Origin of the sequence: Bradyrhizobium canariense (assembly GCF_019402665.1) — a bacterium.
In the GTDB taxonomy this organism is placed as follows: Bacteria; Pseudomonadota; Alphaproteobacteria; order Rhizobiales; family Xanthobacteraceae; genus Bradyrhizobium; species Bradyrhizobium canariense.
Genome location: NZ_VSST01000034.1, coordinates 72664 through 84104, shown reverse-complemented (window position 1 = coordinate 84104; position 11441 = coordinate 72664). Strand labels below are relative to the sequence as shown.

General features: G+C 64.4%; 10 protein-coding genes. 4 read left to right on the top strand and 6 right to left on the bottom strand.

Annotated elements, in window-relative coordinates:
- Positions 1-24 precede the first annotated feature (24 nt).
- Genes FXB41_RS18145 through cnbZ form a run of 4 tightly spaced genes read left to right on the top strand, consistent with a single transcriptional unit; the run spans position 25 to position 5011 of the window.
- Positions 25-2622, top strand: coding sequence for an ATP-binding protein (locus FXB41_RS18145; protein WP_219682705.1), 2598 nt, complete (start codon positions 25-27; stop codon positions 2620-2622).
- On the top strand, positions 2619-3008 hold the full coding sequence (locus FXB41_RS18140) for a response regulator (protein ID WP_219682704.1): 390 nt from the start codon (positions 2619-2621) through the stop codon (positions 3006-3008). Before FXB41_RS18145 ends, FXB41_RS18140 begins: the two co-directional genes overlap by 4 nt.
- Complete coding sequence (locus FXB41_RS18135; protein WP_007593875.1) at positions 3005-4255, top strand: adenylate/guanylate cyclase domain-containing protein; 1251 nt, start codon at positions 3005-3007, stop codon at positions 4253-4255. Before FXB41_RS18140 ends, FXB41_RS18135 begins: the two co-directional genes overlap by 4 nt.
- Positions 4256-4264: 9 nt before the next feature.
- Entirely contained in the window at positions 4265-5011 is a 747-nt protein-coding gene (gene cnbZ, locus FXB41_RS18130; protein ID WP_219682703.1) for a 2-amino-5-chloromuconate deaminase CnbZ, read from the top strand.
- Positions 5012-5229: 218 nt separating this feature from the next.
- Here cnbZ and FXB41_RS18125 read toward each other — a convergent pair whose 3' ends face one another.
- The 6 genes from FXB41_RS18125 to FXB41_RS18100 are packed head-to-tail and all read right to left on the bottom strand — an operon-like array spanning position 5230 to position 11441.
- On the bottom strand, positions 5230-6120 hold the full coding sequence (locus tag FXB41_RS18125) for an ABC transporter permease (RefSeq protein WP_007593864.1): 891 nt from the start codon (positions 6118-6120) through the stop codon (positions 5230-5232).
- Positions 6121-6124: 4 nt separating this feature from the next.
- Positions 6125-7066: an ABC transporter permease gene (locus tag FXB41_RS18120; protein ID WP_007593862.1), complete on the bottom strand. Its 942-nt coding sequence runs from the start codon at positions 7064-7066 to the stop codon at positions 6125-6127.
- 31 nt (positions 7067-7097) lie between these two features.
- A complete protein-coding gene (locus FXB41_RS18115; RefSeq protein WP_219682702.1) occupies positions 7098-8621 on the bottom strand; it encodes an ABC transporter substrate-binding protein in 1524 nt (507 codons plus the stop codon).
- Positions 8622-8644: 23 nt separating this feature from the next.
- A complete protein-coding gene (locus tag FXB41_RS18110; protein ID WP_219682701.1) occupies positions 8645-9745 on the bottom strand; it encodes an ABC transporter ATP-binding protein in 1101 nt (366 codons plus the stop codon).
- The gene (locus tag FXB41_RS18105) at positions 9745-10734 is read right to left on the bottom strand and encodes an ABC transporter ATP-binding protein (RefSeq protein ID WP_219682700.1); all 990 of its coding nucleotides are present in this window, start codon (positions 10732-10734) and stop codon (positions 9745-9747) included. Before FXB41_RS18105 ends, FXB41_RS18110 begins: the two co-directional genes overlap by 1 nt.
- A complete protein-coding gene (locus FXB41_RS18100) occupies positions 10731-11441 on the bottom strand; it encodes a DUF1028 domain-containing protein (RefSeq protein ID WP_007593858.1) in 711 nt (236 codons plus the stop codon). The genes FXB41_RS18105 and FXB41_RS18100 overlap by 4 nt, the downstream gene beginning before the upstream one ends.

Here is an 11441-nt window from a genome sequence, read left to right as displayed (position 1 = left end):
CGTCTTCTTGCTAGGTTCGGCGGGATGAGCCTTTCCCTCCACCCTGACACCCCGCAAGCCAGGACGCTGCCAAGCGCGGCGCCGGTTGCCGTCGCGTCGGGCACGACGCCAGGGCAGGGGATCAGGAGCCGGCTCTTCACGAAATATGTGGCGCTGTTCGTGGCTGTCGTCGCGATCGCGCTGCTGGCCAACGGACTGTTCGAGGTCCTCTTCTATTATCGCGAGCACAAGGCCGCGCTGATCCGGGTCCAGCATGAACAGGCCGAGGCAGCCGCGGCCAAGATTGGTCAGTTCGTCAAGGAGATCGAGAGCCAGCTCGGCTGGACCACGCAGCTGCCCTGGTCGGCGGGTTCGATCGAGCAGCGCCGCTTCGATGCGCTGCGGCTGCTGCGCCAGGTCCCCGCGGTTACCGAGCTCGCCCAGGTCGATGCGACCGGCAGGGAGCGGCTGCGGGTCTCGCGGCTCGCCATGGACGCGATCGACAGCGGCATCGACCTGTCGGACGATCCGAAGTTCACCGAGGCGGTCGCGCACAAGGTTTTTTACGGTCCGGTCTATTTCCGCAGGGAATCCGAGCCGTACATGACCCTGGCGCAGGCCGGGTCGCGCAAGGATGCCGGCGTCAGTATCGCGGAGGTCAATCTCAAGCTGATCTGGGACGTGGTATCCCAGATCAAGGTCGGCGAGCACGGACACGCCTACGTGGTCGGTCCGGAGGGACGCCTGATCGCGCACCCCGATATCAGCCTGGTCCTGCGCAACACCGACATGTCAGGTCTCACCCAGGTGCGTGCCGCGCTTCTCGGAGGCAGCGCCGCATTCGACGCGCTTTCCGAAGCGCGCAATCTCCAAGGACAGAAGGTGCTGACCGCGTCGGCGCCGATTGCGCCGCTGCACTGGACCATGTTCGTCGAGCTCCCGGTCGAGGAAGCCTATGCGGCGCTCTATGCCGCGTTGGAACGGCTTGCATTCGTGCTGCTCGCGGCGTCGATCTTCGCGGTGCTTGCCGGGATATTCCTGGCGCGCCGCATGGTCGGGCCGATCCAGGCGCTGCGGCGCGGCGCCGAGCGCATCGGCAGCGGCGATTTCTCCCAGCGCATCTCGATCCGAACCGGAGACGAGCTGGAGGGGCTCGCGGACCAGTTCAACGACATGGGCGAGCGTCTGCAGGAATCCTATGCGGACCTGGAGAAGAAGGTCGAGGTGAGAACGGCCGAGTTGACCGAGTCGCTCGAGCAACAAACGGCTACGTCGGAAGTGTTGCAGGTCATCAGCTCGTCTCCGGGCGAACTCGCGCCGGTGTTCCACAAGATGCTCGAGAATGCCACACGCGTCTGTGGCGCGAGTTTCGGCGTGATGAATTTGTGGGACGGCGAGAGTTTCACGATTGCTGCGGATTACAATGTGCCGCCCGCGTTCGCGGCTTCGCGAAAAGATATGGCAATCCGTCCGCATCCGGAGAGCGCGCTTGCTGAGGTCGTCAGGACACGTCAGGTTGTTCACGTGCACGATGTGCAACAAACTCCGGCGTATCTTGCCGGGGGGCCGACCATTCGTGGAATCTCCGACGTCGCCGGCGCCCGCACGATCGTCATCGTGCCCATGATGAGGGACAGCGAGCTGATCGGAACCGTCGCGGTCTATCGCAAAGAGGTCCGGCCGTTCACCGACAAGCAAATCGCGTTGGTTGAGAACTTCACGAAGCAAGCCGTCATCGCAATCGAGAATACGCGGCTTCTGAACGAGTTGCGCAAGCGTACGACGGAGCTGTCGCAATCCCTCGACGATCTTCGTACCGCGCAGGACCGCCTGATCCAGACCGAGAAGCTCGCGTCCCTCGGCCAGCTCACGGCGGGGATCGCGCACGAGATCAAGAATCCGCTCAATTTCGTCAACAATTTCTCGGCGGTGTCGACCGAGCTGATCGACGAGCTCAACGAGGCCTTGCAAGCGGCCTCGCTCGACGGCAAGACGAAGGAGGAGGTCGAGGAGCTGACCGGCATGCTCAAGAGCAACCTCGAAAAAGTGGTGCAGCATGGCAAGCGCGCCGATTCCATCGTCAGGAACATGCTGCTGCATTCGCGCGAGGGCTCCGGCGAGCATCGCCCCAGCGATATCAATGCGATCCTGGAGGAGAGCCTTAATCTCGCCTATCACGGCGCACGTGCCGAACGGCCCGGCTTCAATGTCACGATCGAGCGCGGCTTCGACCCCGCCGCAGGCATGGTCGATATCTATCCGCAGGAAATCACGCGCGTCTTCCTCAATCTGATCTCGAACGGCTTCTACGCCACCGCCAAGCGCAAGGAGAGCGACGCAGGCGCCTTCGAGCCCACGCTACGCGCGGCTACCAAAACTCTCGGCGAGAGGGTCGAGATCCGCATTCGCGACAACGGCACCGGGATCCCTTCCGATGTGAAGGAGAAGATGTTCAATCCCTTCTTCACCACCAAGCCGGCCGGCGAGGGCACCGGCCTTGGCCTTTCCATGAGCCATGACATCGTCGTGAATCAGCACGGCGGCACGATCGACGTGAACACCGAGCCCGGCGTATTCACCGAGTTCATCATCACCCTGCCGCGCATGATGGCGGCGGGCGACACTTCCGGAGGCAAGACTTGAACGTTTACATCCTGGTCGTCGATGACGAGCCCGACGTCGAGGCGCTGTTCCGGCAGCAGTTCCGGCGCGATTTGCGCGCCGGCCGCTTCCAGATGGAATTCGCGCCGTCCGCGCCCGATGCGCTGAAGCTCGCTGCCGAGGTTCGCGATCCGTCGTTGATCCTGATCCTGTCCGACATCAACATGCCCGGCATGAGCGGACTCGACATGCTGCCGAAGGTGCGTCTTGCGCATCCGGACGTTCCCGTCATCATGATCACCGCCTATGGCGACGCCGAGACGCGCCGGAAGGCTATCGAGCGCGGCGCAGTCGGACTTCTCACCAAGCCGGTCGATTTCGCGCTGCTGCGGCAGGAAATCGACACGAGGCTCGGGCAAGCCGCATGACCGCGACCATCCTCTTCGTCGACGACGAGCCGGATCTCGAGGCGTTGGTCCTGCAAAAATTCCGCAGGCAGATTCGCGATGGGTCGGTGACCATCATGTTCGCGCGCGACGGCCTCGAAGCGCTGCAGTCGCTCGAGCAGAACCCCCATGTCGACATGGTGGTCTCCGACATCAACATGCCCAGGATGGACGGGCTGTCGCTGCTGGCGAAACTCCAGGAAGCCGAAGACAAGAAGTCCACCATCATCGTGTCGGCCTATGGCGACATGAGCAATATCCGCACTGCGATGAACCGCGGTGCGTTCGACTTCCTGACCAAACCGATCGACTTCGCCGACCTCGAGATGACGATCCAGAAGACCATCCGCCACATCGAAATGCTGCGTGAGGTGCGAGGCCGCCAGGCGGAGGCGGAGCGCGCCCATGCCGCGCTCTCGCGTCATTTCTCGCCCGAGCTCGCCAAGCGTCTGGCGGCCAGCGGTGAGAGCGAGGGAATCGAAGTGCAGTGGCGCGATGTCGCGACCATCTTCACGGACATTACCGGCTTCACCTCGCTGGTCGAGAGTGCGCCTCCGGAGACGCTGGGCGCGCTTCTCAACGAGTATGTCGGCGGCATGACCGAGGTCGTCTTCGCGCACGAGGGGACTGTCGCCAAGATCATCGGCGATGCGATCCAGGTGCTCTTCAACGCACCCGGCGATCAGCCCGATTATGCGACCCGCGCGGTCGCCTGCGCACATGATCTCGACGCCTGGGCCGAGGATTTTTCCGCGCGCTGGAAGGTGAGAGGCGTGAATTTCGGCACCACCCGTATCGGCATCCACGCCGGGCCGGCACTGGTCGGAAATTTTGGCGGCAACCGGTTTTTCGACTACACCGCGTATGGAGATTCCATCAACATCGCGGCACGGCTGGAAGCCGCGAACAAGCATCTGGGCACGCGGATTTGCGTCAGTGACGGCATCGCCGAGACGGCTGAGAATTTTCGAGGTCGTCCCGTCGGCGAGCTGATGCTGCGTGGACGCAGCGAACCGTTGCGCGCGTTCGAGCCGCTGGCTCCGGCCCAATTCGCTGCGCCGGAAACGGCGCTGTATTCCAAGGCTTTTGCCAAGATGGAGGCCGGTGATGCCGCCGCCATGCCGGCCTTCGCCGCACTCGTCGGCATGCATGCCGACGATTCCCTGGCCGGCTTTCACCTGAAGCGCCTGCTTAACGGCGACAAGGGCATTCGCATGCAACTGGAATAGGAGTCCGACATGGTTGGTGAATTTAGCGCCGGAAACTACCGTTTCATTCCGTCCGTATTCCAGTACTCGGCCGGTGCGGCCGCTGACGATGGCTATGAGATCGAGCGCGTCCGCTTCGACCGGCTGGTGCCGCTCGCGGAAGGGTTTGCGCTTGCCGCGAAGTATATTCAGGCGGCGGGGCGGCCGCTGACGGCGTTCTGCGCCTGCGAACTGCGCTCGCCCGCGGCCTTCAGCGAGGAAGGCTTTCGCGCGTTCAACCTGCACTATGTGAAGACGCTGTCCGAATGGGGCATCTTCGACGGCACCACCAATCCGGTCGCGCGCAGCAATGTCTGTCCCGAGATCGATCCACCGGCCAAGCCGTCGTTCTATGCGTTCTCCTTCACGCGGCCGACAGGCTCGAAGACGCCGAGCTTCGTGATTTCCGGCGGCGCCGAGGCGCGCGAGGGCAGTGGGACCTATGTCGAGCGCACCGTGCGCTACCGCGACCTCAGCTTGGAAGGCCTTCGCGAGAAGGTGCGCTTCACGACGACGTCCCAGATGGAGAACAGGATGACGGCCTTCGGCTTCGGTTGGAAGGACACGACCGGTGTGCAGGCCTATTCCGTGCACGACTTCCACCACACGCTGGTCGACGAGCTCGTCCGCCGCGGGGCGTTGCGGTCCGGCCTGACCTGGCACTATGCCCGGCCGCCGGTGGTCGATCTCGAATACGAGATGGATTGCCGCCGTGTGATGCGCGAGGTCGTGATCTAGCTAGACTAAGGACCGGTGAGATCAGGCTCGTTTGCTGCAACGGGGGAGGTGTGCTCCCTCCCCCGCTTGCGGGGGAGGGTTGGGGAGAGGGTATTTCCGCAATCGAGAACCCCCAAGAGGAGAGAGCCCTCACCCGGCGCATTGCGCCGGCCTCTCCCGCAAGCGGGAGAGGTGCACCAAGCCCGGGGCCGCTTAATTCAACCTATTCTCATTCCGCTCTAACGCTGCCTTGGATCGAGCGCGTCACGTAGGCCGTCGCCGAGCAGGTTCAGCGACAGCACCACGAGGAAGATCGCAAGCCCCGGCCAGATCGCCATCCAGGGCGCCTGGGTCAGGAAACGCTGCGCTGCGTTGAGCATGCTGCCCCAGGACGGCGCCGGCGGCTGCTGGCCGAGGCCAAGGAAGGACAGCGCGGCTTCGGCGATGATGGCGGCGGCAATCGATAGCGTAGCCTGCACCAGCAGCGCCGGCAGGATGTTCGGCAGGATGTGCGAAAACGCGATCCGCCACGGCGGGTTGCCGAGCGCGCGCGCCGCCTCGACATAGTCCTCGGCCTTGACGTTCAACACCTGGCCGCGGGTCAGGCGGATGAAGATCGGGGTTGCCGAGATGCCGATCGCGATCATGGCATTGCCGAGGCTCGGACCGAGGAATGCGGCGAGCGCGATCGCCAGGATCAGGAATGGGCAGGCCAGCATCGCGTCGGTCATCCGGCTGATCAGCGCATCGACGAAGCCGCCGCGATAGCCGGCGAGCAGGCCGAGCGGAACGCCGACGCCCAGCGCGATCGCGACCGAGATGAGGCCCGCGAGCAGGGACGCGCGCGCGCCGTAGACGACGCGGCTCAGGATGTCGCGACCGAGCTCGTCGGTGCCGAACCAGTGTGCCGCGGTGGGCGGCTTGCGGACGAGGCCCCAGCTCGTCGCGATCGGATCGTAGGGCACGACGAACGGCGCGAGCAGCGCGAAGCCGACGAACAAGGTGATCATGACAAGTCCGAATACTGCGGCCTTGCGTTTGAACAAGCGCCGCCGGGCGCGACGCGCCGGGCTGTCCAGCTCGTCAGCTTGCGCGATAGGAGCGGCGGCGGGCAGGGCGGCATCGGTCATGAGTCTAGCCCCGCAGCCGCGGATTGACGAGGATGTAGGCGACATCGGCAACGAGATTGAGGGTAATGTAGACCGTCGCCGTCACCAGCACGACGCCCTGTACGACCGCGTAGTCGCGGTTGAATACGGCGTCCACGATCAGTTTGCCGAAGCCGGGAATGGAGAAGATCTGCTCGGTCAGAACCGCCCCCGACAACAGCGTGCCGAGCTCGAGCGCGCCGAGTGTGATGATCGGCGTGAGTGCGTTGCGCATGGCGTGCTTGAGGATGACCGAGCGTTCGGACAATCCCTTGGCGCGCGCGGTGCGGACATAGTCGCTTTCCAGCACCTGCAGCATGGCGCTCCGGGTGTGCCGCATCAGGACCGCGGAAATCGCGTTGCCGAGCACGAAGGCCGGCATGATGGTGGCGGCGAGGCTCGCGCGCCAGTTCTCGGTCAGCGGCACGTAGCCGGACGCCGGCAGCCAGCCGAGCTCGATCGAGAACAGGAAGATCAGCATGATGCCGAGCCAGAAATTCGGCGTCGAGATGCCCCACAGCGCGAACAAATTGGCGCCATAGTCCCAGACGGTGCCCCTTTTCACGGCGGAGACGATGCCGGCGGGAATGCCGATCAGGAGCGCGATCAACATTGCCATCGAGCCGAGCTGGAGCGTCACCGGCAGCTTCTGCGCGATCAGCTCGCGTACCGGCATCTTGTTGCGCAGCGATTCACCGAAATTGCCTGATAGAACGCCCTTAAGCCAATAGACGTACTGTACGGGGATCGGCTGATCGAGCCGGTATTGATGGCGGATCTGTTCGATTGCCGCGGGATCGCGCTCCTCGCCGGCCATCACCAGCGCGGGATCCCCCGGCAGCAATTGCTGGAGCGAGAAGATCAGCAGCGACACGAAGAACAGTGTCGGCACGATCTGCACAATGCGGCGGGCGAGGAAGTTCAGCATGGCGCCGGCCGGTTGTCGGGCGATGCCACGCTCACTTGAACTTCAGCCCGACCACGCGCACCAGCCCGTCGGGCATCTGCCTGTATCCCTGGAGCTTGGTCGTGTGCGCAATCAGAAGCGTGCGGTGGTAGATGTAGATGATCGGCAAATCGTCGAGCAGGATCTTGGTCATCTTCTCGTAGATCGCTTTGCGCTCCGCGACATTGGCGGTCAGCCTTCCTTCTTCCATCAGCTTGTCGGCCTCCGGATTCGAATAGACGCCATCGTTCTGCGGTGCCTTGCTGCGCATGAAGATATAGGAGTTGCCGTCGGGATCGATGCGACCGCTCCAGTTGATCTGGAAGATCTGGAACTCGCCGGCCTGGGCCTGCTTGAAGGTGGTCGCGAATTCGACGACGCGGACCTTGATGTCGAAACCTGCTTCGGCCGCCATGGACTGCACGACCTGAGCGACGGCCTCGTACTCGGTCCCCTTCGGCACCATGTAGTCGACCGTGACGGGCAGGCTGACGCCAGCCTCCTTCAACAGCGCCTTCGCTTTAGCGATGTCGCGACCATGAAGGGGGAATGCCTTCTGGTAATAGGGATGCGTCGGGCTGACCCATTGATTGCCGGGGGTGAACTCGCCGTTGAACACGACCTGGTTGATCGCCTGGCGATCGATCGACAGATCGAGCGCCTGACGGACTTTCGCCGATTGGCTCAGGGGCCCCTTGGCCTTGTCATTGCCAATATTGATGGTCAGGCCGAGATAGCCCAGCTCAGGCGCCGTTGACAGCACGAGCTTGGGGTCGGCGCGGACGTCCTTGATGTCGGTGGCGAGCACGCGCTCGATCAGATCGAGCCCGCCGGACTTCAGGTTGGCAAGGCGCACCGTGGCATCCACGATCGGCAGGAACACCACGCGGTCGATATGGATGTTGTCCTTGTTCCAGTAATCGGCGAATCTCTCGAACACCATGCGGTCCTGCTGCACGCGGTCGACGAATTTGTAGGGACCGGCGCAGACCGGATGCAGGCCGAACTTGTCGCCGGCCTCCTTGGCGGCCTTCGGCGACACCATCATGCCGGAGCGGTCGGTCAGCTGGGCGATCAACGGGGAGTAAGGCGTCTTGAGCACCAGCTTGATGGTCAGGGGATCGACCACCTCGACATGGTCGACGCTGGCGAGCTCGGACTTGCGGAACGAACCCGGCAGCGTCATGTGACGCTCGATCGAGAATTTTGCCGCTTCCGCGTCGAGCGGTTCGCCGTCGTGGAATTTCACGTTCGGCCGGAGCTTGATGGTCATCTCCTTGCCGTCGGCCGAGGTCTCATGGGACAACGCGAGCTGCGGCACGATGTTGAGCTTCTCGTCGATGTCGAACAGCTTGTCGCAGAAGGCGGAGAATACGATGCGCCCGACATAGGTACGGCCGATGCTGGGGTCGAGGATATCAGGGTCTTCGCCGATGCCGATGCGAAGCGTGGTCTGGGCTTGAGCCTGGATTTGGGCCGCGCCTACGAGCGACGTCAGCAATGCCGACGCCAGGAGTGCCAAACGCATAGGACTCATCGCTCTCAACCTCTGTTTTACGGCTATGCCGGGTTCGTCCCCGATGAACTAACCCCGCTGCCGCGGACTGCTTCCGGGCCGCCGCTAAAGGCGGCGACCAATTTTTCGAGAACCGGGGAGAAGCCGCCGTCCGTTGGGACGATTGCTTCGGACGACGGCAGTTCCGACGTTCGGTGGCATGCCGTTGCATGTCCGATGCCATCCGGCATGAGCTGAGGCATTTCGCTGCGGCAACGGTCGACCACGTAGGGGCAGCGGGTGTGGAAGCGGCATCCCGGCGGCGGATTGAGCGCGCTAGGGATCTCTCCCTGCAGCACAATCCGGCTGCGCTTTGCCCGCGGTTTAGGCACGGGAATCGCGGACATTAGGGCCCGGCTATAGGGATGACGCGGTGCGGCAAACAGTGCGTCCGCCGCCGCCGTCTCGACGATCTGGCCGAGATTCATCACCGCCACGTGGTCGGCGATGTGCTTGACCACGGCGAGGTCATGCGAGACGAAAATGTAGGCCAGCCCAAGCCGGTCCTGGAGCTCGCGCAGCAGATTGAGAATCTGCGAGCGGATCGAGACGTCGAGCGCCGAAACCGGCTCATCGCAGATGATCAGTTTCGGCTCGACCGCGAGCGCGCGGGCGATGGCGATGCGCTGGCGCTGGCCGCCGGAGAATTCGTGCGGGTAACGCCGCGCCAGCCGCGGCTCCAGCCCGACCAGCCGCAGGATCTCCTCGACGCGTTCGCGGCGCCGGGCGGGCGGCACCAGGTTGTGCAGCGCCAGCGGCTCGGTCAGGATCTGGCCGACGGTCATGCGCGGATTGAGCGAGGCGTAGGGATCCTGGAAGATGATCTGCGCCTCGCGGCGAAAGGCGCGCAGCGCGCCGGCGTCGAGCGAGAGCAGATCGCGGCCTTCGAAATGGATCGTGCCTGCATCCGGCTCGATCAGCCGCAGCACCAGGCGGCTGACGGTGGATTTGCCGCAGCCGGACTCACCCACCAGCGCCAGCGTCTTGCCGGCATCGAGCGAGAAGGAAACGGCATCAACGGCTTTGACATGCGCCAGCGCCCTTCCGAACAGCGAACGCTCGGCGACGAAATGCTTGACCAGGCCATCGACCTTGAGCAGCGCCATCACGACACCAGACGTTCGAGCGGCGCGCGGATGCAGCGCGAGAGGTGGCCGGGACTGATTTCGACCAGCCGCGGCGGCGCCTTGGTGCAGGCGTCCAGCACGAAGGGGCAGCGTGCGGCGAAGCGGCATCCCGCAGGCGGCTGCATCATGTTCGGAACCATGCCCTCGATCGTGGCGAGCTGTTCGGCGCGATGGTCGAGCCGCGGGATCGAGCCGAGCAGGCCGACGGTGTAGGGATGCTGCGGCGCTGAGAACAGCTCGTCCACCGGCGCGCGCTCGACGATCTCGCCGGCATACATCACCGCGACCTCGTCGCAGACTTCGGCGACGACGCCCAGATCGTGGGTGATCAGGATGATGGCCGCGCCGCTCGCCGCCTTCAACTCGCGCATCAGCTCCAGGATCTGCGCCTGCAGCGTGACATCGAGCGCGGTGGTTGGCTCGTCCGCGATCAGCAGCCGCGGGTCGCAGGCGAGTGCCATCGCGATCATGACGCGCTGACGCATGCCGCCGGAGAGCTTGTGCGGATATTCGTCGATCCGCCGCTCGGGCGAGGGGATGTGGACGCGACGCAGCAGATCGATCGCCCGCTCGCGCGCACTCCTGCGCGAACCGCCGCGGTGGCGCAGAATCGTCTCGACGATCTGGTCGCCGATGGTGAAGCTCGGATTGAGCGAAGTCATCGGCTCCTGAAAGATCATCGCGAGCCGGTTGCCGCGGAGGTCGCGCAGCGTCTGGTCCGATGTCTTAAGCAGGTCGAAGCCGTCGAAGCGGATCGCGCCGGAGATATCCGCGCTCTGCTTTGGCAGCAGGCCCATGATCGCCAGCGACGTCACGCTCTTGCCGCAGCCGGATTCGCCGACGAGGCCGAGCGTCGCGCCATGGGCGACGCTGAGATCGACGCCGTCGACCGCGTAGGTGAGGCGGCCGTCGTCGTCGTGAAAACGAATGCGCAGATCGCTGATCTCGATGAGCGGGCTCGGGTTCATGATCGTTTTGCGCGCGCTGCGGCGATGCTCGCGTCGATGACACTGCGATCGGTGTTGCCGGCTGGGTTCTGCCGCGTCGGCATGGAGGCGCGGAAGTGTACCCAGAGCTCGTGGCTGACCCGTTCGAGCCGCTCGAGCTCACCGAGCGGATCGGGATGATCGTCGGCGCGCAGGTCCAATGCCGGCCATTCCTCCTCGCCGTGGATCAGGAGCGCAGCGGATTGCTTGCCGCGCTTGTCGCCGCCGGCGGCCTCGCCCGCGCGCATCGCGGCGAGCAGGCGGCGCGGGAAGGGCAGGCTGTCATTGGCGATATAGGTTTTTGCGGTCTCGTCGAGCACGTCGGCGCCGGCAAGCATGTTGCCGGCGATGGAGAAGCCGCTGCCGGCTATGTGGCCGCACCAGTCGACGCAATCGCGCCCGGTATGCGCGGCGATCGCGCCGCTGGCGTCCATGATGTGGATCTGGCGGCTCTCGCGGCCGTCATCGGTTGCGAGCAGGCTGGCGAGAACATCATGTGCGTTGAGGCCTTCGCGCAAAAGCTTGACGCCGTCGATGCCGTAATAGGGATTGACGAAGGCCTGCGTCGCGATGGCGCCGAGGCCGGCGGCGATATAAGGCACGCGCGCGCCGACGGCGAAGAAGCGCGTGGCAACGGCGATGCCGAACTGGCCGGTAGCAGAATCGCGCGCGATGATCGACCAGGTCAT

What these genes read in the sequence shown, in the direction of transcription:
- cnbZ (WP_219682703.1), top strand. Translation starts at nt 4,265, where the DNA reads ATGGTTGGTGAATTTAGCGCCGGAAACTACCGTTTCATTCCGTCCGTA.
- FXB41_RS18110 (WP_219682701.1), bottom strand. Translation starts at nt 9,745, where the DNA reads ATGGCGCTGCTCAAGGTCGATGGCCTGGTCAAGCATTTCGTCGCCGAG.
- FXB41_RS18125 (WP_007593864.1), bottom strand. Translation starts at nt 6,120, where the DNA reads ATGACCGATGCCGCCCTGCCCGCCGCCGCTCCTATCGCGCAAGCTGAC.
- FXB41_RS18105 (WP_219682700.1), bottom strand. Translation starts at nt 10,734, where the DNA reads ATGAACCCGAGCCCGCTCATCGAGATCAGCGATCTGCGCATTCGTTTT.
- FXB41_RS18145 (WP_219682705.1), top strand. Translation starts at nt 25, where the DNA reads ATGAGCCTTTCCCTCCACCCTGACACCCCGCAAGCCAGGACGCTGCCA.
- FXB41_RS18135 (WP_007593875.1), top strand. Translation starts at nt 3,005, where the DNA reads ATGACCGCGACCATCCTCTTCGTCGACGACGAGCCGGATCTCGAGGCG.
- FXB41_RS18120 (WP_007593862.1), bottom strand. Translation starts at nt 7,066, where the DNA reads ATGCTGAACTTCCTCGCCCGCCGCATTGTGCAGATCGTGCCGACACTG.
- FXB41_RS18100 (WP_007593858.1), bottom strand. Translation starts at nt 11,441, where the DNA reads ATGACCTGGTCGATCATCGCGCGCGATTCTGCTACCGGCCAGTTCGGC.
- FXB41_RS18115 (WP_219682702.1), bottom strand. Translation starts at nt 8,621, where the DNA reads ATGAGTCCTATGCGTTTGGCACTCCTGGCGTCGGCATTGCTGACGTCG.